This window comes from Hydrogenophaga sp. YM1 (assembly GCF_016903055.1).
Lineage (GTDB): Bacteria > Pseudomonadota > Gammaproteobacteria > Burkholderiales > Burkholderiaceae_C > Hydrogenophaga > Hydrogenophaga borbori.
In genome coordinates this window covers 1624490-1646187 of the sequence record NZ_CP070223.1, presented here as the reverse complement: position 1 = coordinate 1646187, position 21698 = coordinate 1624490, and the positions used below count along the sequence as shown (strand labels likewise).

18 protein-coding genes are annotated in these 21698 nt (G+C 71.9%); 13 read left to right on the top strand and 5 right to left on the bottom strand.

Annotated elements, in window-relative coordinates:
* Window positions 1–9: 9 nt before the first annotated feature.
* Together JNX00_RS07900 and JNX00_RS07895 are read right to left on the bottom strand one after the other, a co-directional pair.
* A complete protein-coding gene (locus JNX00_RS07900) occupies window positions 10–480 on the bottom strand; it encodes a type III secretion system chaperone (RefSeq protein WP_204744615.1) in 471 nt (156 codons plus the stop codon).
* A 94-nt stretch (window positions 481–574) separates the two neighbouring features.
* Window positions 575–3811 carry a hypothetical protein gene (locus JNX00_RS07895; RefSeq protein WP_204744614.1) on the bottom strand — a complete coding sequence of 1079 codons (3237 nt, stop codon included), beginning with the start codon at window positions 3809–3811 and terminating at the stop codon, window positions 575–577.
* Between the two features lie 152 nt (window positions 3812–3963).
* On the opposite strand from JNX00_RS07895, the gene JNX00_RS07890 reads away from it, so the two are divergent.
* The 7 genes from JNX00_RS07890 (at window position 3964) to kdpE (ending at window position 12662) form a co-directional block, all read left to right on the top strand.
* Window positions 3964–4434: an isoprenylcysteine carboxylmethyltransferase family protein gene (locus JNX00_RS07890; protein WP_239478276.1), complete on the top strand. Its 471-nt coding sequence runs from the start codon at window positions 3964–3966 to the stop codon at window positions 4432–4434.
* A gap of 109 nt (window positions 4435–4543) precedes the next feature.
* Window positions 4544–4633: a K(+)-transporting ATPase subunit F gene (gene kdpF, locus JNX00_RS07885; protein WP_070400541.1), complete on the top strand. Its 90-nt coding sequence runs from the start codon at window positions 4544–4546 to the stop codon at window positions 4631–4633.
* Window positions 4634–4691: 58 nt separating this feature from the next.
* Window positions 4692–6404 (top strand): potassium-transporting ATPase subunit KdpA, encoded by a 1713-nt coding sequence (kdpA, locus tag JNX00_RS07880; RefSeq protein ID WP_204744613.1) that lies wholly within the window; start codon window positions 4692–4694, stop codon window positions 6402–6404.
* 10 nt (window positions 6405–6414) lie between these two features.
* Window positions 6415–8484 carry a potassium-transporting ATPase subunit KdpB gene (gene kdpB, locus JNX00_RS07875; RefSeq protein WP_204744612.1) on the top strand — a complete coding sequence of 690 codons (2070 nt, stop codon included), beginning with the start codon at window positions 6415–6417 and terminating at the stop codon, window positions 8482–8484.
* 16 nt (window positions 8485–8500) lie between these two features.
* Window positions 8501–9133 (top strand): potassium-transporting ATPase subunit KdpC, encoded by a 633-nt coding sequence (kdpC, locus tag JNX00_RS07870; protein WP_204744611.1) that lies wholly within the window; start codon window positions 8501–8503, stop codon window positions 9131–9133.
* Between the two features lie 72 nt (window positions 9134–9205).
* Entirely contained in the window at window positions 9206–11911 is a 2706-nt protein-coding gene (locus JNX00_RS07865) for a DUF4118 domain-containing protein (protein WP_204744610.1), read from the top strand.
* A 58-nt stretch (window positions 11912–11969) separates the two neighbouring features.
* Window positions 11970–12662, top strand: coding sequence for a two-component system response regulator KdpE (gene kdpE / locus JNX00_RS07860; RefSeq protein ID WP_204744609.1), 693 nt, complete (start codon window positions 11970–11972; stop codon window positions 12660–12662).
* 12 nt (window positions 12663–12674) lie between these two features.
* Here the strand turns inward: kdpE and JNX00_RS07855 are convergent, their stop codons facing one another.
* Window positions 12675–13415, bottom strand: coding sequence for an AraC family transcriptional regulator (locus tag JNX00_RS07855; protein WP_204744608.1), 741 nt, complete (start codon window positions 13413–13415; stop codon window positions 12675–12677).
* Between the two features lie 77 nt (window positions 13416–13492).
* Here JNX00_RS07855 and JNX00_RS07850 point away from each other — a divergent pair, with 77 nt between their 5' ends.
* Both JNX00_RS07850 and JNX00_RS07845 read left to right on the top strand, forming a co-directional pair.
* Window positions 13493–14449, top strand: coding sequence for an alpha/beta fold hydrolase (locus JNX00_RS07850; protein WP_070400548.1), 957 nt, complete (start codon window positions 13493–13495; stop codon window positions 14447–14449).
* Window positions 14446–15312 carry a hypothetical protein gene (locus JNX00_RS07845; protein ID WP_204744607.1) on the top strand — a complete coding sequence of 289 codons (867 nt, stop codon included), beginning with the start codon at window positions 14446–14448 and terminating at the stop codon, window positions 15310–15312. The genes JNX00_RS07850 and JNX00_RS07845 overlap by 4 nt, the downstream gene beginning before the upstream one ends.
* On the opposite strand, the gene JNX00_RS07840 is transcribed toward JNX00_RS07845, so the two are convergent.
* Complete coding sequence (locus tag JNX00_RS07840) at window positions 15309–16055, bottom strand: DTW domain-containing protein (RefSeq protein ID WP_204744606.1); 747 nt, start codon at window positions 16053–16055, stop codon at window positions 15309–15311. The two genes, JNX00_RS07845 and JNX00_RS07840, sit on opposite strands and share 4 nt — an antisense overlap.
* 38 nt (window positions 16056–16093) lie before the next feature.
* Window positions 16094–18199, bottom strand: coding sequence for an Ig-like domain-containing protein (locus JNX00_RS07835; protein ID WP_204744605.1), 2106 nt, complete (start codon window positions 18197–18199; stop codon window positions 16094–16096).
* Between the two features lie 204 nt (window positions 18200–18403).
* Between JNX00_RS07835 and JNX00_RS07830 the strand changes: the two genes are divergently transcribed.
* The 4 genes from JNX00_RS07830 to JNX00_RS07815 all read left to right on the top strand — a co-directional run bounded on the left by JNX00_RS07830 (window position 18404) and on the right by JNX00_RS07815 (window position 21697).
* Window positions 18404–18892, top strand: coding sequence for a TerB family tellurite resistance protein (locus tag JNX00_RS07830; protein ID WP_204744604.1), 489 nt, complete (start codon window positions 18404–18406; stop codon window positions 18890–18892).
* 101 nt (window positions 18893–18993) lie between these two features.
* A complete protein-coding gene (locus tag JNX00_RS07825; protein ID WP_204744603.1) occupies window positions 18994–19434 on the top strand; it encodes an RcnB family protein in 441 nt (146 codons plus the stop codon).
* A 20-nt stretch (window positions 19435–19454) separates the two neighbouring features.
* Window positions 19455–20045 (top strand): thioredoxin fold domain-containing protein, encoded by a 591-nt coding sequence (locus JNX00_RS07820; protein WP_070400554.1) that lies wholly within the window; start codon window positions 19455–19457, stop codon window positions 20043–20045.
* Between the two features lie 338 nt (window positions 20046–20383).
* Window positions 20384–21697, top strand: a complete 1314-nt coding sequence (locus tag JNX00_RS07815; protein WP_204744602.1) for a hypothetical protein — start codon at window positions 20384–20386, stop codon at window positions 21695–21697.
* Window position 21698 lies beyond the last annotated feature (1 nt).

Sequence of the window (21698 nt, the reverse complement as noted above, 5' to 3'; positions counted from 1 at the left end):
AGAGATCGATCAAATGCGTTCGATCAACTGACTTGGCAGCTCGGGCGATAGCGCCGCCCCGCGGCCAGCCTGTTCGATGGCCTCGCCCCACCAGCGCCGCAAGCCCTCGAAATGAATCAGCGCCGCGCAAAACCCCTCGACGTCCGCGTCCTCGGGGCCCCATTCGCCAATCAGCAGCAGCTCGCCGTCCTCGCCGTCGCGCGCCATGCGCAGCTTGCCCAGTTGGCGCCACAAGGCGTTGTAGGACAGCGCCAGGTTCAAGGCGATGCGTTCGCCCTCGGGCGGCGGGTGGCCCAGTTCGGCGGTCAGGACCAGCCAGCCCCAGTCGTCCGACCATTCCAGCTCGTAGGCCCCGCCGTCTTTGAACAGCACGTACCAGCGGTGCGGCTCGATGGCGGCGAAGCGCAGGTGCTCTTTCAGGCGCTCGCCCGCCTGCGCCAGCAGCCGGGCGGCATCGTCGACGGTGTTCAGGGCGTTCATGGAACGGAAAGAAGCGGAGTTGCGCTTAGGTAGGCCGCTCAGGCGCCTTCGTTCCGGGACTAGACCATCGCTCCGACCGCGCAGGCACCGAGCTTCAGTCGGGCGACCACGCACCACTGGCCGTTGACGGCAGCGCGCGCGGGTGGGCGGCCTGCATGCCAGGCGGCGGCGGGCGAAGGGTGGACCCCAGGGGTTGGGGGTCCTTCTTCGCTTTCAAAGCCCATTTCAAGACCTTGAGCGGGCCTCCCTTCGGCAGTTCGACGGCCCGGACAGCGTTCCAGGCGTCAGCGCCAGCCACCTCGGTCCGGCGACTCCCATCGAACAACGCCACGGTGCCAGACCGTCCGCCAGGGGCCAGCGGCACCATGGCGCGGCGGTCCGACGGCGGCGGCGAGCCGGCGCCCACGCCCAGGAGGTCTTTGACTTTGTCGAGCAGCTTCCCACCCGGGCGCTGCGTCCGCGCGTATTGGCGCCGCGCCTGCATGGCCGCCTCGATCGTCTCCTCATCCAGCTCCAGATCGATGCCCTTCGCCGCGTCGCCAGCGGTTCGGCAGGCCTTCAGCCGTTCTTGCGCCTGTGCGCCCAGCGCGTGCATGCCATGCCGCGTCAGACTCAGTGGACTGAGCGGGCTGCGGTGCAGGGCCTCCAGTTCCAAGAGCGCGGTGGCGGTGTTGCCCAGCAGTGCCTTGAAGGCCTCGTGCGCCCCGGCGCTCGACAGGCCCTCGGCAAAGGCCGCCATGCGTTCGGCGGCCGTGCGCAGCTTGCCCAGGTACGCCTCGATGCGCGCCAGCCCCTCTTCGCTCAAGCGAACGATCGTTGTTTCGTGCGCTTGGCTCTGAGTGGCCGACCAAATCTCATCGGCGTTCTGCTCGATGGCGGATGGCACCTTCGCCAAGGCCAGGTCCATGAAATCGATGTCGATGCCGAGCTCCGCCAGTCCGGTCTCCAGACCTTGCCACAGGACACGCTGCGGCGATCCGGCCGCACCGGCAAATCCGTCGAAGTCATTGAACAGGCGCTTGAGCCGGCCCTGCGTCTCTTCGATCTCCCGCTCGAGTTGGGCGTCGGGCAAGGGAGTTGCGTCGAGCCCGGCATCCGCGGGTCCCGCACGTCGGGCCAGCTCCCCGTGCACACCCGGGCCGGGCGCGGGCTGGCCTGGCTGGTCTTCGCGTTCGAGCGCCAGTTGCAGGTCGTACCAGTTGACCTCCTGCTCGAGCGCTTGCACGCGCTGCTCCCCGTTGTCTTGCTGCTCGAGCCGCGTGGTCAACAGCGCCCAGTGGTCATCCGCTTCCTGCTCCCGCACCAGATCGGCGTTCAACGCCGCCACCTGCTCGTCAATGGCGTGGGCCGACGGTTCCGGCGCAGGACGCGCGGCGCGCGCCAGCTGGCGCACGGCCGGCGTGGGCGGCTCCTCCACCGCTGGCGTGGCATGCTGCGGCGCCATCAGGTCGCGCAAAGAGCCCTGAAGGCTGTCGACGCCCATGAGCGCTCGATCGAACGCCCCGCGGTCTTCGGGGGCCTGCGGTTCCTGCTGTTCCAGCAGGTGCAGAAAATCGTCGATCTCCGCAGGCACCTGGCCGAGCGGCCCTTGGGCTGGCGTCAGCCAAGCATGCGCGGCCCGGCTCAAGCCCATCACGGGCCCCATGGGATCGCGGTAGCTCGCGACCAACTGCGCCAGGCACAGCGCCGTGTCGGTCATGGCGCTCGCGGAAGCCTGGGGCACCCCCTTCTGGCTGGCCAGCTTTTTCAGGCAAGCCGCCACGGTTTCGATCTGCTCGATGTGGTCCAGCGCCCCCTGCTGCCATTGCCGGACCAGGCGCTGCACCTGCGGGTCCGACGCCGGGTCGATCTGCCGTTGGCGGCACCCGAGAACCCGCTGCTCCAGCTCGCGGTACCGAGAGCCGAAATACAGCGGCATCTTCTCCAGCCTCAGGGGCAGCGAGCGCAGATCCAGGTACGCGGTCTTAGGGTGGCCACGCAGCTCGAGTTGGAGCTTACGCATCAGGGGGCGCTTCTCGTCGTTGGGCACCTCGTCATCGCGGCCGAAGCAGCTCACGCACGCTCGAACGGCCGCCTGTTCGGCCTGCAGAGTGGCGTCCGCCAGACCAGCCCCCTCACGCCGATGCCCCCCCATCTCCACGGGGCGCGCGCGAGACAGCGGCTCCTTGCCCGACACCGGCACCTTATCCCCCTTGGGCCGCGCGAAAGACCAGACTCCTCGGGCGTTCAAGGGCTTGCCGGCGGGCACAGGCCCGGCCGATCCGTTCCCTTGGGCCGAGAGGTCCCGGGTGACCGACAGCGCCTCATTCGCCTGCCGATAGCCCCGCATCATTGCGCTGGAGGCATTGAGATGCGCCATGAACAGATCGGCCAGGGCCTTGCCGCTGTCCACCAAAAGGAAGTGGAACTTCTCCGGCAGTTCATTGACCCGGAACTGGCCGCTCAGAATGTGCGCCGCCTGAATCAAGCCATCCAAATACGCCTCAATGCCTTTGACCAACAAGGTGGCCTGCAAGCGCACTTCGGTCTGATACATGGGGTCGGCGTCGCGGGCGTCGCTCTGCGCCAGCAGTTGGTCCAGCTTCGCTTGGCAATCGGCGAGGGACTGGACCTTGTCGACCAGCAGTTGCTGAAACAGGGTCTGCGCCCGGCACCCCTTCAAGGACGGCTGCGATGGAAGGACCGTGTTCAGCCAGTTCACCAACCCGGTTCGGTCCTCGTCGTCCTCCGTCGGCTGCCTTTCGTCTGGCAGGCCGTGCGCGGCGAAGTCCTGTGCCTGCCTGCGCGCCGCGAGCAAGGCCGCCTCTTCCGCCTGCACTGCCGCCGCGCCAGACGCTTCATTGGCCGTCGGCACCCCCCGCCCGGTCGGTATATCGCGTCGAAGGGCGACGAGCCACCCTGTCCAGTGCGCGGCCATGGCCCGGATGTCGATAGCGGTTTGGTGCATGGCGACATGGGCGCTCTCGTCCCGCCACCCCCGAAATGCCGCCAGGTCGTTCGGACCAAAGCGCTTGCCGGTGTGCTTGAGCTGTTGCAAGCCCTGCAACGCCGCCTCCACATCCAGGCCTTGGCGCTCCAAGCGATCGCGGTGTTTGTTCAGCGCTTTCGTCAGTCTGGTGCAGGCTTTGTGAAACTGCCGGGTGCTGATGCCCGACGCCGTCGAATCGCTGGAGACGTACACCCCGCCCCCCGCTGTCACGAAATGGAACTCCCCGTGCTTGTCGGGCGCCTTCTGCGCATTGCTCTGCTGAATATTGACGCTCCGCAGAAACAGACCCAATTTTTGCGGGCTCATGGTGGGGGAGCCCCACAAGCGAGAAATGATCGTCATGGCCTTCGCACCTATTGCCGGATGAATGTCGACCCGCCCCCAAGCCCCATGGGAAGACGGCTTCGAAACTGAGTGAACCACCTAGCCCCCTTGTTCCGGGACTAGGCCATCGCCTCACCGAACGGCCCACCCCAGGGCCCAGGCGCGGCAGAATGCCGCCCGTGCAGTGCCTGGAGACCAAGCTCCCCGCGCCCGTGGTCGCCGCCCTGGTGGGCGCGGCCATGAAGTGGTCGGCGCGCGCGGCCGGCGTCGCCATCGACCCGAGCGCGCTGCGCATGCAGCTCGGCGTGGGCCTGTCGCAGCTCAGCGCCGCCCTGGCGCTGGCGGCGGTGGTGGGGCTCTGGTGGGCCCGCACCACCATCAACCCGCTGCAGCCCGAGAAGGCCACGAGCCTGGTCACGGGCGGCGTCTACCGCGTCTCGCGCAACCCGCTGTACCTGAGCCTGCTAATGCTGCTGGTGGCTTACGCCATTCGCCTCGACGCCGCGCCGATGTGGCTCGGCCCGCTGTTCTTCGCCGCCTACGTCACGCGCTTCCAGATCGCGCCGGAAGAGCGCGCGCTGGCGCTCAAGTTCGGCGAGGACTACCAGCGCTACCGCGCGCGCACGCGGCGCTGGATCTGAGACCCACGGCCCGGTCTTGACACGTTCTTGACACCCACCCCCGAAGTCTTTCGCCCGTCTTGACGGGCCCCTGCCTACGCTCACCGAGGTCTTCACTTCGGGGGTTCCCATGGACTTCGTGACGCTCGCCGCCCTGTTGGCGGCCGGGCTATTGGCCTACCTCGTCGCCGTGCTCGCGCGGCCGGAGGATTTCTCATGAGTGCCGCCTGGCCGCCCAAAGGCACTCGCACCGCAGCGCGCCGCGCGGAGGTACTCCTATGAACGCCGCCGCCTGGAGCCTGCTCGCGCTCTTCCTCACGGCCTTGCTCGCCCTGGCCTGGCCGCTGGGGCGCTGGATGCACACCGTCATGGAAGGCCGCTTTGCCGCCGGCCACCGCATCGAGGCGCCGCTGTGGCGCCTGCTCGGCGTGCGGCCCGAGGCCGAGACCGGCTGGTGGCCCTACGCGCGCGGTCTTCTGCTGTTCAACGCGCTGGGGCTGCTCGCGGTGTTCGCGCTGCAGCGGCTGCAGGGCGCGCTGCCGCTGAACCCGCAGGGCTTTGGCGCGGTGGCGGTGGATTCCGCCTTCAACACCGCCGTCAGCTTCGTCACCAACACCAACTGGCAGGGCTATGGCGGCGAGACCACCATGAGCTACCTGACGCAGATGCTCGCGCTGACGGTGCAGAACTTCCTGTCCGCCGCCACCGGCATCGTGGTGGTGATAGCGCTGATGCGCGGCTTCGCCCGGCACTCGGCGCGCGCGGTCGGCAACGTGTGGGTGGACCTGTCGCGCGCCACGCTGTGGGTGCTGCTGCCCATCGCCACCGTATGGGCGCTGGCCTTCGTGGCCACGGGCGTGATCCAGAACCTTTCGCCCTTCCTCACGCTCACGCCGCTGCAGCCGGGCGTGGGTGAGCAGACCCTGGCCATGGGGCCCACGGCCTCGCAGCTCGCCATCAAGATGCTGGGCACCAACGGTGGCGGCTTCTTCAACGCCAACTCGGCCCACCCGTTCGAGAACCCGAACGAATGGAGCAACGCCCTGCAGATGCTGGCGATCTTCGCCATCCCCGCCGGCCTGTGCTTCACCTTTGGCCGCGTGGTGGGCGACCGGCGCCAGGCGTGGGCCGTGCTCGCGGCCATGGCGCTGATCTTCGTGCTCGCCGTGGTCGCCGCCACCCATTTCGAGCAGCAGGGCAACCCGGCCCTGGCCGCGCTGGGCGCCGACCAGGCCGCCAGCGCGCTGCAGTCGGGCGGCAACATGGAGGGCAAGGAGGTGCGCTTCGGCATCGCCGCTTCGTCGCTGTTCGCCGTGGTCACCACCGCCGCCAGCTGCGGCGCGGTGAACGCCATGCACGACAGCTTCACCCCGCTGGGCGGCCTGGTGCCCACGGCGCTGATGCAGCTGGGCGAGGTGGTGTTCGGTGGCGTGGGCTCGGGCCTGTACGGCATGCTGGTGTTCGCGCTGCTGGCGGTCTTCGTGGCCGGCCTGATGATCGGGCGCACCCCGGCCTACCTGGGCAAGAAGATCGAGCCCTTCGAGATGCAGATGGTGTCGGTGGCCATCCTGGTCACGCCGCTGCTGGTGCTGCTGGGCACCGCGGTGGCGCTGATGAGCGAGGCCGGGCGCGCCGGCATCCAGGACGCGGGCCCGCACGGCTTCACCGAGGTGCTGTACGCGCTGAGCTCGGCCGCCAACAACAACGGCAGCGCCTTCGCGGGCCTGTCGGCCAACACCCCCTTCTACAACGTGCTGCTGGCCATCGCCATGGCGCTGGGCCGCTTCGGCGTGATCCTGCCGGTGCTGGCCCTGGCAGGGTCCTTCGCCGCCAAGCCGCGCGCCGAGGCCACCACCGGCAGCCTGCCCACGCACGGGCCGCTGTTCGTCGGCCTGCTGGTGGGCACGGTGCTGCTGGTGGGCTTGCTCAACTACGTGCCCGCACTGGCCCTGGGGCCGGTGGTGGAACACCTGACCCTGTGGGCGAAGTGAGGAGCCCGCCATGACACGCAAAACCTTGACCCTGTTCGACCCGGCCCTGTTGCGGCCGGCCCTGATCGGTGCGCTGCGCAAGCTCGACCCGCGCGCGCAGATCCGCAACCCCGTGATGTTCGTGGTCTACGTGGGCAGCGCCTTCACCACCGCCCTGTGGCTCGCGCGGCCCGAGGGCTTCACGCTGGCCGTGGCGCTGTGGCTGTGGTTCACCGTGCTGTTCGCCAACTTCGCCGAAGCGCTGGCCGAAGGCCGCAGTCAGGCGCAGGCCGCGAGCCTGCGCGGGCTCAAGCGCAAGACCTGGGCGAAGAAACTCGACGGCGCCTTCAAGGCCGGCACGCCGAGAAGTGCCATGCGCTGGCTGCCGATCGAGGCCGACTCGCTGCGCAAGGGCGACGTGGTGCTGATCGAGGCCGGCGACACCGTGCCCGCCGACGGCGAGGTGATCGACGGCGTGGCCTCGGTGGACGAGAGCGCCATCACCGGCGAATCGGCGCCGGTGATCCGCGAGTCGGGCGGCGACTTCTCGGCCGTCACTGGCGGCACGCGCGTGCTGTCCGACGCGGTGGTGGTGCGCGTGAGCGTCAACCCCGGCGAGACCTTCGTCGACCGCATGATCGCCATGGTGGAAAACGCGCGGCGCCAGAAGACGCCGAACGAGATCGCGCTGACGATCCTGCTGGTGGCGCTGACCCTGGTCTTCCTGGGCGTGGTGGTGACGCTGCTGCCCTTCTCCACCTTCAGCGCGCAGGCCTCGGGCGGCGCCGGCCAGCCGGTCGGCCTGGTGGTGCTGGTGGCCCTGCTGGTCTGCCTGATCCCGACCACCATCGCGGGCCTGCTCTCGGCCATCGGCGTGGCGGGCATGAGCCGGCTGATGCAGGCCAATGTGATCGCCACCTCGGGCCGCGCGGTGGAGGCGGCGGGCGACGTGGACGTGCTGCTGCTCGACAAGACCGGCACCATTACCCTGGGCAACCGCCAGGCCGCGGCCTTCCTGCCGGCCACGGGCACGAACGAGCGCGACCTGGCCGACGCCGCGCAGCTCGCCTCGCTGGCCGACGAAACGCCCGAGGGCCGCAGCATCGTGGTGCTGGCCAAGCACCGGCACCAGCTGCGCGAACGCGAGCTGCAATCGATGGGCGCGCACTTCGTGCCGTTCAGCGCGCAGACGCGCATGAGCGGCGTGGACCTGGCCGACGGCCGCCAGATCCGCAAGGGCGCGGCCGATGCCATCCGCCGGCACGTGGAATCGCTCGGCGGCGCCTGGTCCGCCCCGGTGCAGGCCCTGGTGGACGACGTGGCGCGGCGCGGCAGCACGCCCCTGGTGGTGGCCGAGGGCGCGCGCGCGCTTGGCGTGGTGGAGCTCAAGGACATCGTCAAGGGTGGCCTCAAGGAGCGCTTCGCCGAGCTGCGCCGCATGGGCATCCAGACCGTGATGGTCACCGGCGACAACCGCCTCACGGCGGCGGCCATCGCGGCCGAGGCCGGCGTGGACGACTTCCTCGCCGAGGCCACGCCCGAGGCCAAGCTCGCGCTCATCCGCGAGCACCAGGCGCGCGGCCGCCTGGTGGCCATGACCGGCGACGGCACCAACGACGCGCCCGCGCTGGCCCAGGCCGACGTGGCCGTGGCCATGAACACCGGCACCCAGGCCGCCAAGGAGGCCGGCAACATGGTGGACCTCGACAGCAACCCCACCAAGCTGATCGAGATCGTGGAGACCGGCAAGCGCCTGCTGATGACGCGCGGCGCGCTGACCACCTTCAGCATCGCCAACGACGTGGCCAAGTACTTCGCCATCGTGCCGGCCGCCTTCGTCACCACCTACCCGCAGCTGCAGGCGCTCAACGTGATGCAGCTGGCCAGCCCGACCTCGGCCATCGTTTCGGCGGTGGTGTTCAACGCCCTGGTCATCGTGGCGCTGATCCCGGTTGCGCTCAAGGGCGTGCCCTACCGCGCCGTGGGCGCGGCCTCGCTGCTGCGGCGCAACCTGGCGGTCTACGGCCTGGGCGGCGTGGTGGTTCCCTTCATCGGCATCAAGGCCATCGACCTGCTGATCGCCGGCCTGGGCCTGGCCTGATCCCACAGGAGTTCCCATGAACACCGAATCCCCCTCCACCGACAAGGCCCCGGCCGGCGAAGGCCTGGGCAGCACCCTGCGCGCCGCCGTGCTGCTGTTCCTGCTGCTCAGCGCGGTCACCGGCCTGCTCTACCCGCTGCTGGTCACGGGCGCGGCCCAGGCCCTGCTCCCGCGCCAGGCCAACGGCAGCCTGATCGAGCGCGGCGGCCGCCCCGTGGGCTCGGCCCTCATCGGCCAGGCCTTCACCGAGCCGCGCTATTTCTGGGGCCGGCCCTCGGCCACCGCGCCCGTGCCGTACAACGCCGCGGCCTCGGGCGGCTCCAACCTGGGGCCCACGAGCGAGCCGCTGAAGGACGCCGTGCGCGAGCGCATCGCGGCGCTGCGCGCGGCCGACCCGGACAACAACGCGCCCGTGCCGGTGGACCTGGTCACGGCCTCGGGCAGCGGGCTGGACCCGCACATCAGCCTGGCGGCCGCGCTGTACCAGGCGCCCCGCGTGGCCCGCGCGCGCGGCCTGGCGCCGGGCGCCGTGGCGGCGCTGGTGGAACGCCAGGCGCAGCGCCCGCTGATCCCCGGCCTGGGCGAGCCGCGCGTGAACGTGCTTGAGCTCAACCTGGCGCTCGATGCCGCCGCGGCGCCGGTGCGATGATGCGGTCCCGATGAACGACGCACGGCCGCCCGAAGCCGGTCGCACCGCAGCGCGCCGCGCGAAGGTTTTTCCATGAACGACGCCCCGCAGCGACCCGACCCCGACATCCTGCTCGCGCAGGTGCGGGCCGGCGAAGACCGGGCGCGGCGGGGGCGCCTGAAGATCTTCTTCGGCGCCTCGGCCGGCGTGGGCAAGACCTACGCCATGCTGTCGGCCGCCCGCGCTGCCCAGGCCGAGGGCACGCCGGTGACCATCGGCGTGGTGGAAACCCACGGCCGGCCCGAGACCCAGGCCCTCACCCAGGGCCTGCCGCGCCTGCCGCTGCGCGAGGTGGCGCACAAGGGCCACACGCTGCGCGAGTTCGACCTCGACGCCGCGCTGGCCTTCGGCGCCCGGCACCCCGACGGCCTGGTGTTGCTCGACGAGTTCGCGCACAGCAACGCGCCCGGCTCGCGCCACCCCAAGCGCTGGCAGGACGCCGAGGAACTGCTGGCCACCGGCATCGACGTGTGGACCACGATGAACGTGCAGCACCTCGACAGCCTGAACGACGTGGTCAGCGGCATCACCGGCGTGCGCGTGTGGGAGACCGTGCCCGACCGCCTGTTCGACGAGGCCGACGAGGTCGTCGTCGTCGACCTGCCGCCCGATGAGCTGCTGGAGCGCCTGCACAGCGGCAAGGTGTACCTGCCCACCCGGGAAGGCGGTGGCGACGACCAGCGCGCCGAGCGCGCCGCCGCCCACTTCTTCCGCAAGGGCAACCTGCTGGCCCTGCGCGAGCTGGCCCTGCGCCGCACCGCCGACCGCGTGGACGACGAGGTGCGCGCCTTTCGCCAGGCCGGCGCGGTGCGCCCGGTGTGGCCCAACCGCGAGTCGCTGCTGGCCTGCGTGGGCCCGGGACCGGCGGCCGACAAGGTGGTGCGCTGCGCCGCGCGCATGGCCGCGCAGCTGGACCTGCCCTGGCACGCGGTGCACGTGCAGGCGCTCTCGCGCGAGCCCAGCGCCGCCACGCAAAAGGCGCTGGACCTGGCCGAGTCGCTGGGCGCCAGCGTGAGCAGCTTCAGCGACCGCGACCCGGCCGCCGCGCTGGTGCGCCACGCGCGCGAACACAACCTCAGCCGGCTGGTGCTGGGCCGCGCGCGCCGGCGCCGGCCCTGGTCGCGCCCGCTGGCCGAGCGCATCGCGGCGGTGGCCGGCGACCTGGAGCTGCTGCAGGTGGCCGAGCCGTCCGGCGCGCGCGAACGCGAGGGCGCCGCCCCTGCGGCCGAACCGCCGCGTGGCCCGCGCTGGCCCGGCTACCTCGCCGCCGGCCTGGCCTGCGCGCTCACCGCCGTGCTGGCCACGCCGCTGATCCCGGTGCTGGAGCTCAGCAACATCGTGATGATCTTCCTGCTCATCGTGGTGGCCATCGCGCTGCGCTACGGCCGCGGCCCGGCGGTGCTGGCGGCCTTCCTGGGCGTGGCGCTGTTCGACTTCTACTTCGTGCCGCCGCGCTTCACGCTCGCGGTGAGCGACGTGCAGTACCTCGTCACCTTCGGCGTGATGCTGGTGGTGGCCCTGGCCATCGGCCAGCTCACCGCCGTGCTGCGCCAGCAGGCCGACGCCGCCACGCGGCGCGAGCGGCGCGTGCGCGCGCTGCACGACATGTCGCGCGACCTGTCCGCCGCGCTGCTGCCCGAGCAGGTGGCCGACATCGGCGCGCGCTTCGTGCGGGCCGAATTCGGCATGCCCAGCACCTTGCTCGCGGCCGACCTGAACGACCGGCTGCAGCCCCTGCCCGGCGGGCAGGCGCCGGTGGACATGGCGGTGGCGCAGTGGGCCTTCGAGCGCGGCGAGCCCGCCGGCCGCGGCACCGACACCCTGCCCGCCAGCGCCACGCTGGTGGTGCCGCTGAAGGCACCCATGCGCGTGCGCGGCGCGCTGGTGCTCGACCCCGGCGGCGCGCGCGCGCTGGACACCGAACAGCGCCGGGCGCTGGGGGCCTGCGCCTCGCTGCTGGCCATCTCGCTGGAGCGCATCCACTACATCGAGGTGGCGCAGCACAGCACGGTGCAGATCGAATCGGAGCGGCTGCGCAACTCGCTGCTCGCCGCCATTTCGCACGACCTGCGCACGCCGCTGGCCTCGCTGGTGGGCCTGGGCGAGGCGCTGCGCCTGACGCCGCCGGCGCTGTCGCCCGCGCAGGCCGAGTTGGCCGAGGCCATTGCCCAGTCGGCGCGGCGCATGGCGGCGCTGGTGAACAACCTGCTGGACATGGCGCGCCTGCAGGCCGGCGCCGTGCCGCTGCAGCGCGCCTGGCAACCGCTGGAAGAGGTGGTGGGCAGCGCCCTGGCCGCCTGCGGCGACGCGCTGCACGGCCGCGCGATCCAGGTCGATCTGCCGGCCGACCTGCCGCTGCTGCAGTTCGACGCCGTGCTGATGGAGCGGGTGCTGGTGAACCTGCTGGAGAACGCCGCCAAGTACACGCCGCCCGGCTCCGCCATCCGCCTGTGGGCCGAGGCCGACGCCGAGGCGGTGCGCCTGCGCGTGGACGACCACGGTCCCGGCCTGCCGCGCGGGCAGGAGGCGCGCGTGTTCGAGAAGTTCGAGCGCGGCGCGCGCGAAAGCGCCACGCCCGGCGTCGGCCTGGGCCTGGCCATCGGTCGCGCCATCGTGGAGGCGCACGGCGGGCGCATCGAGGGCCACAACCGCACCCGCGAGGGCCGCGTGGAGGGCGCGCGCATCGAGATCACGCTGCCGCGCGGCACGCCGCCGCCGGCCGACAATCCGCCGCCATGAGCACCGCCCGACCGCCCGAAGGGGTTCGCACCGCAGCGCGCCGCGCCAAGGTTTCACCATGAGCACCCACGCCCCGCAGATCCTGATCGTCGAGGACGAGAACGACATCCGCCGCTTCGTGCGGCTCACGCTGCAGGCCGAGGGCCATGAGGTGCACGAGGCCGCCACCCTGCAGCGCGGACTGATCGAGGCCGGCACGCGCCGCCCCGACCTGGTGGTGCTGGACCTGGGCCTGCCCGACGGCGACGGCGTGGACCTGATCCGCGACTTGCGGCAGTGGTCGGCGGTGCCGGTGATCGTGCTCTCGGCGCGCAGCGCCGAGGCCAGCAAGATCGAAGCGCTGGACGCGGGCGCCGACGACTACCTCGTCAAGCCCTTCGGCTCGGGCGAGCTGATGGCGCGCGTGCGCGCGCAGCTGCGCCGCCACCGGGCGCAGACGCCGGCCGGCGAATCGGTACTGCGTTTCGGCGACGTGGAAATCGACCTGGCGCGCCACCAGGTGCAGCGCGCGGGCGAGCCGCTGCGCCTGACGCCCATCGAATACAAGCTGCTCACCCACCTGGCCAGCCAGCCCGAGCGCGTGGTCACGCACGCCCAGCTGCTGCAGGCCGTCTGGGGCCCCGGCCACCGCGAGGACACGCACTACGTGCGCGTGCACATGGCCAACCTGCGCAAGAAGATCGAGCAGCACCCGGCCATGCCCCGGCACCTGCTCACGGAAACGGGCATCGGCTACCGCTTCGTGCCCTGAGGCCGCGCCCCTTCAGTCCAGCACGTTCACCGCGCGCAGCGGCCGCAACACGCTGGAGGGCGTCATGCCGAAGGTGTGGCGGAACATGCGGCTGAAGTGGGCCGAATCGGCGAAGGCGCCGTCCAGCGCGGCCTCGGTCAGGCTGCCGTCGGGCCGGTAGGCGGCCATGGCGCGGCGCACCTGCGTCCAGATGCGGTAGCTGCGAAAGCTCACGCCCAGCGCCTCGCTGAACAGGTGGTTGAAGCGCGAGGCCGACAGGTGCGCCGCGCGCGCCAGCGCCTCGCGGTCGGGCACGCCCTCGCCCGCTTCGCGCAGGCGCCGCAGGCTGCTCAGCACGCGCGGGTCCACGCTGGCCAGGGGCGGCAGGCCACCCGGCCCCAGCAGCGTGGGCAGGTCGAAGCTGTGCAGGCGCTGCTCGGTGTGCCAGCGGATGCGCGCGCGCGGCACCGGCTCGCCGATGACGGGACCCTGGGCCGCGAACACCCGCCGCAGGCGGCGCACCTCGGGCGCGTCGGGCTCCAGGTACATCAGCGCCACGCGCTCGCCTTGCGGATCGAACACGTGCTCCACGCCGGCGTCGATCAAGGCGCTGTGGCAGCTCTCCTCGCGCCCTTTCGGCAACAGCAGGCGAAAACGCCCCGACAAGCCCAGCAGCAGCACCGGCGCGGCGTGGCGGTGCCAGCCGGTGGCGGGGATCTCGCCCAGGTAGAGCGCCTTGTCGGCGCACAGGGTGAGCGCGTTGCCGATCAACACAGCCCAAACCTCCAAGACAGGCGCGCCAGCCGCCCGTACCGTGGCGGCTTCATCCACCCACACCACAGGAGAACGAGTTGTCGATCCGCACCGCCCACCACTGGGCGCTGAACCTGGCCGCGCAGGCCGGCGTCGTCCACACCGCGAAGAGCGGGCTGTCGCATGTGCTCAAGTCTCCTCTGGTGAATCTGAACCGCCGGCTCGCGGGCCTTGCGGCGCGCGAGGTCCGGGTGGCGGGGCACGGCCTGCATTATCTGGAGGGCGGGCGCGGCGAGCCCGTGCTGCTGTTGCACGGCATCTTCGCCGAGAAGGACCATTGGGTGGACCTGGCGCGCCGGCTGACCCCGCACCACCGCGTGGTCGTGCCCGACCTGCCCGGCTTCGGCGCCAGCGAGCGGCACGAGGACCAGCGCTACGGCTACGCCGAGCAGGTGGAGCGGCTGCGCGCTTTCATGGACGCCATCGGCGTGCAGCGCGCGCACGTGGCCGGCAGCTCCATGGGCGGCGCGCTGGGGGCCCTGCTGGCCGGGGAATACCCGGGCCGCGTCGCCTCGCTGGCGTTCATCGGCGCGCCGCACGGACTGCGCTCGCCGCGCCCCAGCGAGACCGACCGGCTGATCGACGCCGGACAGACCCCGCTGATCGCGCACGACGCGGCGGAGTTCGACGCGCTGCTGGCGCGCCTGTTCGGGCAGCGGCCCTGGCTGCCCTGGCCCATCCTGCGCGCCGCGCGCGAGGACGCGATCCGCCGCGCCCCCTCCAACCACCGCCTCTGGCGCGAACACCTGGCCGACCGCTACCTGCTGGAGCAGCGCCTCGCGCGGGTGCCGGCGCCGCTGCTGGTGCTGTGGGGACGGCGCGACCGCGTGTTCCACGTATCGGGCGCGCGCACGCTGCGCTGGCAACGTCCCGATGCGGACATCCAGGTGCTGGACCGTTTGGGACACTTGCCCATGATGGAGGCGCCGCTGACCGTGGCGCAGCGCTACCGCCCCTTCCTGGAACGCCACCGCTGGATGCGCCACCGGACATGACACCGCCCGCCCACCCCCTCGCCCCGCCGGCCGCGCGCGCCGCCGACCGGCTGGCGGCCACCGCCGCCCTGTGGGTGGCCTGCGCCGCCCTCGCCGGCTGCGAGACCGCGCCCCGCGCCGGCGGCCTGACGCGCGCCCAGGTGCTGGACGTGGTGAAGGACCGCCACGGCGTGCGCGACGGCCACCCCGAGCTGTACGCGGCCCTGCGCGCCGGCGTGACCCGGCGCGAACTCGAGGAAGGCCGGCTGTTCGAAGGCGAGTGCGGGCTGCCGGACGCCGCGCAGGCCTCGGGCATGCGCTGGCTCACGGTGACGGTGCTCGCCCCGGCCGGCCTGCGCCTGGCCAGCGGCAGCGTGGTGGACGTGCGCGGGCTGCGCGCGGCCTGGCCGGCCGTGGACGGCGGGGCGGCGCCGCGCTGGCACGGCGTCTATGCGGGCAGCGCCAGCGCGCTGGGCGAGGCCGCGGCCTCCGCCCTGAGCCCCCGGCCCGGTGCGCCCTGCCAGGCGCCGGGCGCGCCGCCCGGCCAGTGGCGCGTGAAGCTGCGCGGGCCGGCACCGGCCTGGGCCTTCGACTTCGCCCAGGCCGGCCTGCGCCGCCTGGACGCCCTGCGCGACAGCGACCTGGCCGCTGGCCGCGTGCTGCGCCTGGGCTGCCAGCTCAAGGTGTTGGACGGCGGCGACTGGTACGCCCCGGTCTGGGTGGCCACCGCCCCCGAGGCGCTGCGGCTGCGGGTGGGCGACGTGGTCCGCCTGCGCGCGGGTGCCGAAGCCGGATCGAAGGACCCGGACCCGCCCGCCGAGGTGCTGGAACGGCTCACCGGCGTGGCCGCGCCCGGCGGCCACGCGCTGGTGCGCTGCGGCTAGCCGGCCGCGCCCGGGGTCAGCGCCCTGAGCCGCTGGTGCGCCGGCCCGTTCCGGTCCACCGGCCGGTTCTGCTTGCCTTTGAGGTAGTGCTCGCTGAACACGTCCAGCCAGGCGGCCAGGGCCTCGGCCGCGCGCGCCTCGCCCGCCAGGGCCAGGCACAGGGCCGCCACCTCGGCGGTGCAGAAGTGGTCGGCGCGCGCGGCGCGGCGCAGGCGGTAGTTCGAGGGGTGGTCGGGGTGCAGGCTCAGCACCGGGAAGGGGTCGAGGTAGCGGCTCTTGTTGAACATCTTGCGCGCCTCGGACCAGGTGCCGTCGAGCAGCACGAACAGCGGGCGCCGCGCGGGTGCGCCGGCGGTGGCGGCAGCGGCCGGCGGCGGCGCGGTGATCACGCGCGCCGGGTCCACGAATTCGCCGGGGAACACCACGCAGGGCTGCCACTGCGGGTCGTTCAGCAGGGCGATGAGCGCGGGGTCGATGACCGTGCGCGACCAGGCAAAGGCCCAGGTGTCGGCCACCAGGTCGGCGATCAGCCAGCCGGTGTTGCTGGGCTTGAGCGCCTCGATGTCGCCCATCAGCAGGCAGACGCCGGCGCGCGTGTCCACGCGCGGGCGCAGGTCGCAGATGCAGTAAGGGGAAAAAAGCCGGCAGCGCGCGCAGCGCCCGGGCGCGGAGCCGCGCGCGACGAAGGACTTGGAGCTGGCGGCCAGGCGCGCGGCGCGCAGGCGGGAGACGGCGTGGGGCATGGGGCAGCGACTGTACCGCCGCCCCGCGCACGGCCGGTTCAGGGGATGAAGTTCAGCCCCTCCGGCAGATCGCCCTGGATAGGCACCTCGAACAGCGGCCCGCCGGCGTCGGGGTCGATCACCGTCGCGCCGTGGCTGGCGAAGAAGACCGCGATCTGGGTCTGCGCCGCCACCGCCAGCGGCGCGGCCGCCGCGATGCCGATGTTGGTGAGGAAGGTGTGCGGGTTCTTGGGGATGCCCGGATTGGCGGCGAAGGCCAGGTCGTTGCGGTAGTAGGTGACGCGGTCTTTGAGCCCGCCCGCGCGCACGATGGCGCTGCTGGTGGGGTTGGGCACGGTCACGTCGCCCTTGGCGAACTGCACGATCACGGGCTTGGCTGCGTGGCCCGCCGGCGGGTCGCGGCGGATCAGCTCGGCGTAGGACACCGGGTTGCCCGACTGCTGCACCCATTGGTTGCGGTCCAGCAGCTCGGCGATGGCCATGGCGCCCGGCACGGTGTTGACCAGCGGCGGCTGGTCGCGCAGCGGGATGTTCTCGTCGAAGTTCAGCGGCACCGGCCGCTCGGGCGTGGGCGGCAGGTTCAGCAGCACCGGCTGGCGCGTGGCCAGGCTCAGGCCGGTGAGGATGCGAAAGGCGGGGCTCAGGCGCGCGATCTCGGTGATGGAGCCGCCCGGCACGTTGGGCACGCCAGCCTTGATGTTGCGCTCCACGCCCAGCAGGATGGTGCCGTAGATGCCGCCGAAGGACTGGCCGGCGTAGTAGATGCGGCCGGGGTCGAGATCGGGCGCGCCGTCGCCGTCGGCGTCGACGCCGACCTCGATCTGGCGCACCAGCTGCATCAGGTCGATCACCGTCTGGCGCAGGCCGTCGCGGCTGCTGACGATGGTCTGCGGCGCGGCGGCGTTCACGCCCTCGGTGCTGTCGATGCTGCCGTTGCCGTCCTGGTCGATGCCGCGCCCGCCGGCGGGGATCTGCACCGGCGCGCCCACGGTGGGCAGCGCATTGAGCGTGCCCAGGGCGCCGCCGCCGTGGCCCACCACGTTGATCGACACCGTGGCGATGCCCTGCGAGGCCAGCACCGAGGCCACCGTCCAGGGCGCGCCGTACATGCTGTCGGTGAAGCCGTGGCCGAAGATCGCCACCGGCCAGCCCATGGCCGGCTTGGGTCCGGCGGGCAGGAAGAACTGGGCCGTCAGCGTCTCGCTGCCCAGCAGGCGCGGCGCGCCGGTCAGCGTATCGGTCGCGGGGATCACCTTGGCGGCGTTCTGGTACGAGGGCGAGTCGAAACGGCCGTAGGCCACCTGGCCCACCGCGCCCGGCACCACCTGCAGGGCCGGCGTGGGCAGGAAGCTGGGCGTGAACGCCGGTGCCGTGCCGGTCTGGCGGTTGAACTGGATGCCCTGCAGCCCCGCCACCGGGAACAGCGCGCGCACGCTGCCGCCGTTGCCCACCATGAAGTTCATGGGCGCGGGCGTGCTGGCCTTGATGCGCCGCTGGATCTTGAGCAGGTCGCCGGTGGCCGACTGCGTGGTGAACAGCGAGGCCGCCACCACGTTGCGACCGCCGCCGCGCGCCATCGGCAGCGCGTCGCGCAACTCGCGCTGCTGCGGGTCGCGCCCGTCCAGGAAGCTGGCCGACTTGATCTTCTTGCCGCTGGCGTCGCGCACGCCGTTCGTGATCACCAGCAGGTAGCGCGAGCGCTCCTGCAGCAGCTCGTCGGATTCGAAGGCCAGGGTCTTGCTCGGCGGGTCCCACACCACGCGGTTGATGCCCACCTTCTGGCCGAAGCCGCGCAGGGTGAGCACGTCGCCCAGGTTGACCAGGTAGATGCTGTCGCTGCCCACCGACGCCGGGTCGATGTCGCCCGTGAACGGCACCGTGAAACGCGGCTGGGTGGAAAAGCCGTCCAGCGTGTTGATGACGTCGATGTCGGCGCAGTCGCTGGGCCGCGCGGCGCAGTCGGGCTTGGGCAGGTTCACCCGGCGCAGTGTGGCGTTGCCGAAGTCGGGCACCGTCCAGCGGTTGCTGGGGAAGGGGGCCGCAGTGGCGTCGTAGCGCACGGCCACGCCGTCGGCCAGGGCCAGCACCGGCCACAGGGCCAGCAAAGGAATCCAACGGGTCGAACGCGCGCGAAGCAGGTGCATGGCGTGTCTCCTGGGTGAGCCGCGGGGCGGCTCGGGGGCCGGGTGCTGTTCCGAGCGGCGGTTATAGGCCTGCCGTGGCGCGCGCACCAGGGGGGTCTGGCGTTTTCCCTGAGCCGCGCGTACCGTGGTCTGTCGCCTGCGCGACGCGCCGGACCGCGGAACCTCCGCCGGTCACCCCGCTCCATCCCTGGCCATGGAGATGTCATGTTCAAGACCGTCAAAGACCTGATCGAGCGGCTCACCGGCGAGCTCGCCGCCCCGGCGGACACGCCACTCGACGAGCACACCCTGCAGCTGTCCACCGCCGTGCTGCTGGTCGAGGTGATGCGCGCCGCGCCCGAGGTGCACGAGGGCGAGTACGCCGCCGTGCTGCGCGCCCTGCGCCGCCAGTTCCAGCTCAGTGACGACGAGTTGCAGCGCCTGATCGAGCTGGCCCACGAGACCGCCCGCACCGCCTACGACTACCAGCGCTTCACCCGCCTGCTCAACGAGCGCTTCACGCACGCGCAGAAGGTGGCCATGGTGGAGGCCATGTGGGCCGTGGCCTACGCCGACGCCCACCTGGACGTGCACGAGAACGCGGTCATCCGCAAGGTCGCGGGGCTGCTGCACGTCACGCACGGCGAGTACATCGCGGCCAAGCTGCACGCGCAGCACGCGGGACCGCCGTCGGGGCACGACGTGCTGCCTTGAACCCACACAATCTTTGCGGTGGCGCCGCAACCGGTTTACCGGCGCGATACACGGCCTGGGCACGATGAAGGCTCAACAACACCTCCCGAAAGGAGACCGAGATGAAAGCCCGTTCGCTGATCTCCATCGCCGTCGCCACCGCCACGCTCGCCATGAGCACCGCCGCCCTGGCCCGCGACGACCACCGCCACTTCTCTCGCCATGACGGCCCGCGCGCCGAGCGCCACGTCGATCGGCATGTCCACGACCGCGGCCCCCGTTTCGACCGAGGCCCGCGTTTCGACCGAGGCCCGCGTTTCGAGCACGGTCCGCGCGACGTGCGCATCGTGAACCGCAACCACTACTACTACGGCCCCGCCCCGCGCTGGCAGCGCGGCCAGTACCTGCCCCGCGAGTACCGCGGCGGCCGCTACATCGTGGTGCAGCACAACCCGCGCCTGTACCAGCCGCCGCGCGGCCACCACTGGGTGCAGGTCAATGGCGAATTCCTGCTGATCGCCGCCGCCACCGGCCTGATCGCCCACGCCATCCTCAGCAACTGATCCGGCACTACCATCGCGGCATGAAACGCCGCCACGCCCTCCTCTCCTCCATGGCCGCTTTTGCGGCCATGGGCTTTTTGTCCGCCTGTTCGCGCGAGCCCGATGCCGCGCCGCCGGCCCCACCCATCGACCACAGCCAGGCCTTGCAGGTGCTCGCCGCCGAAGGCAAGGGATTCACCGTGGGCGCCATGATGGCCGCCCAGACCGTTTATGTGCTGTTCGACCCGCAGTGCCCGCACTGCGCCGCGCTGTGGGAGTCGTCGCAGCCCCTGCTGCGCCAGGCGCGCTTCGTCTGGCTGCCTGTGGCCCTGCTCAACGCCAAGAGCCTGCCCCAAGGGGCGGCCATTCTCGGCGCGGCCAACCCGGCCGAGGCCATGGCGACCCACGAGAAAAGCCTGAGCACCGGCCAGGGCGGCATTTCCGCTTCCGCCAGCGTGCCGGCCGAACTGGAAGCCGCCATCAAGCACAACACGGCCCTGCTGACGCGCCTGGGTGCGGAATCGGTGCCCTTCATCGTGGCGCGCGACCCGAAAGGCAATGGCGCCCGCACCGTGGCTGGCGCCATGCCCACGGGGCAGCTGGCCAGCTTCATTGGCCTGGGCGGGCAGTAAAAAAACCGGTCAGGCGGCGAACGTGCGGGCATGGCCGCCAGACGCAACGGATTCTTAATCAATTAGTGCCAAGGGAGTATCTAGAAAGTAGGCCGATCGGCTGAAACTTGGTGGACGCCCGCTACCGCTTTCGGGCGGTGCCCCACCAACTGTTCATCGATCGCTCCATGCCTCGTCCCTTGCTTCCACCGTGGGCCATGGCGGCCCTGGCGGCTCCGCTGGCCATCGCGCCCTGCTGTGCCCAGGCCGATCCCGGCCCAGCGGCCCCCGTCCCGGCCGCCTCCCCGTTCGGCGCTTCGCCCAAGGCGCCCCGGCCCCCGGCGGACGGCAGCCCGGTCATGCCCGACCGGCGACCGGGGCAGGCCAGCCAAGCCCACCCGGCGGTGCAGGCCGGCGGCCTGAGCCTCAACGACTCGGGCGCCCAGTACAGCAGCGAATCACGCGACACCCGGCTCAGCGCCAGCATCGGACGCGACTGGGGGGGCGGCCGCGGCCTGCGCGGCGGCGTCGACTACGCCCGCCTGCTCAACGACCAGTGGGCCGTGGGCGGCAACTTCATGGCCAGCATCGAGCACCAGGAGGCCGTGCTCAACGGCCTGTACTCGCCCAGCAAGGACCTGCACGTCGGCCTGTCGCTGGGCTGGCTGCGCGACACCGACACCTACCCGTTCTATTCCGGCCCCGCCGACGTGTCGGTCGACCAGGCCTCGGCGCTGGCGCGCGTGATTAAACGCTTCGATGAAGGTGCCTGGCTCACGCAGCTCAACGGCAGCGTCTACATGGCCCGCGCGCGCAAGCCCGACGTGCCCGACGCGGTGATGGTGGAGGAATCGCCCACGCTCATCCGCTTCCTCGTCGACCCGCGCGAGATCGCGCCCGGCCGCCTGCAGGGCTTCAACGTGGGCATGGGCCTGCGCCCCTGGGCCAACGCCGAGCTCAAGCTCTCGCTGGGCCGCGAAGCCCTGCGCTACCACTTCCAGGACGGCTCGGGCGAAAAGGACAGCCGCACCACCGCGGGCCTGGGCTATACCCATTCCCTGCCAGGCTGCTGGCAGTTGGAGGGCAACGCCAACACCGGCGTGGCGGGCGATCGCCTCTCGTTCGGCGTGCGCCACGGCATGTGGAACGTGGCGCTGGCACGCGACGGCGGTGCCCCGGGCATGAAGGCCCGCACCAGCCTGGTGGTCGGCGTGGACGTTCCACTGGGCAGCAACCCCACGGCGCGCTGCGCGGCCGGCACGGGCCTGCGCCAGACGCGCGATGTGCGCCGCCTCGACGAGGTCTTTCAGCGCCCGCGCGAGCTGCCCTCGCGCGCGCTCGCCAAGGTCGACCTGACGGCCGTTCCCCTCGTGCTGGCCAGCCTCGACAAGGCCGGCCTGGGCGGCTCCACCGTGACCGCCACGCCCGACGACCTGATCATCAAGCTGCCCACCCCCGCCGCGAACGTGGCGCAGCTGAGCTTCAACGGCCTGCCCACCAACAACCTGGGCAGCGACGGCCGCCCGCTCGTCTGGGTGCAGGACGGGGCACTCCATATCGGCATCCACCGCTTCCCCAATCCGGGCGCCGGTTCGGCCACGCCGGTGTCCGTGGTCGTGGTGATGGCCGACGCCTCGCTCACCCTGGTCAGCTTCAACGCCGTGGGGTTCTGAC

What these genes read in the sequence shown, in the direction of transcription:
- JNX00_RS07900 (WP_204744615.1), bottom strand. Translation starts at nt 480, where the DNA reads ATGAACGCCCTGAACACCGTCGACGATGCCGCCCGGCTGCTGGCGCAG.
- JNX00_RS07865 (WP_204744610.1), top strand. Translation starts at nt 9,206, where the DNA reads ATGAACGACGCCCCGCAGCGACCCGACCCCGACATCCTGCTCGCGCAG.
- JNX00_RS07825 (WP_204744603.1), top strand. Translation starts at nt 18,994, where the DNA reads ATGAAAGCCCGTTCGCTGATCTCCATCGCCGTCGCCACCGCCACGCTC.
- kdpC (WP_204744611.1), top strand. Translation starts at nt 8,501, where the DNA reads ATGAACACCGAATCCCCCTCCACCGACAAGGCCCCGGCCGGCGAAGGC.
- JNX00_RS07830 (WP_204744604.1), top strand. Translation starts at nt 18,404, where the DNA reads ATGTTCAAGACCGTCAAAGACCTGATCGAGCGGCTCACCGGCGAGCTC.
- JNX00_RS07845 (WP_204744607.1), top strand. Translation starts at nt 14,446, where the DNA reads ATGACACCGCCCGCCCACCCCCTCGCCCCGCCGGCCGCGCGCGCCGCC.
- JNX00_RS07895 (WP_204744614.1), bottom strand. Translation starts at nt 3,811, where the DNA reads ATGACGATCATTTCTCGCTTGTGGGGCTCCCCCACCATGAGCCCGCAA.
- JNX00_RS07840 (WP_204744606.1), bottom strand. Translation starts at nt 16,055, where the DNA reads ATGCCCCACGCCGTCTCCCGCCTGCGCGCCGCGCGCCTGGCCGCCAGC.
- JNX00_RS07820 (WP_070400554.1), top strand. Translation starts at nt 19,455, where the DNA reads ATGAAACGCCGCCACGCCCTCCTCTCCTCCATGGCCGCTTTTGCGGCC.
- JNX00_RS07890 (WP_239478276.1), top strand. Translation starts at nt 3,964, where the DNA reads ATGCCGCCCGTGCAGTGCCTGGAGACCAAGCTCCCCGCGCCCGTGGTC.
- kdpB (WP_204744612.1), top strand. Translation starts at nt 6,415, where the DNA reads ATGACACGCAAAACCTTGACCCTGTTCGACCCGGCCCTGTTGCGGCCG.
- JNX00_RS07815 (WP_204744602.1), top strand. Translation starts at nt 20,384, where the DNA reads ATGCCCGACCGGCGACCGGGGCAGGCCAGCCAAGCCCACCCGGCGGTG.
- kdpA (WP_204744613.1), top strand. Translation starts at nt 4,692, where the DNA reads ATGAACGCCGCCGCCTGGAGCCTGCTCGCGCTCTTCCTCACGGCCTTG.
- kdpE (WP_204744609.1), top strand. Translation starts at nt 11,970, where the DNA reads ATGAGCACCCACGCCCCGCAGATCCTGATCGTCGAGGACGAGAACGAC.
- JNX00_RS07835 (WP_204744605.1), bottom strand. Translation starts at nt 18,199, where the DNA reads ATGCACCTGCTTCGCGCGCGTTCGACCCGTTGGATTCCTTTGCTGGCC.
- kdpF (WP_070400541.1), top strand. Translation starts at nt 4,544, where the DNA reads ATGGACTTCGTGACGCTCGCCGCCCTGTTGGCGGCCGGGCTATTGGCC.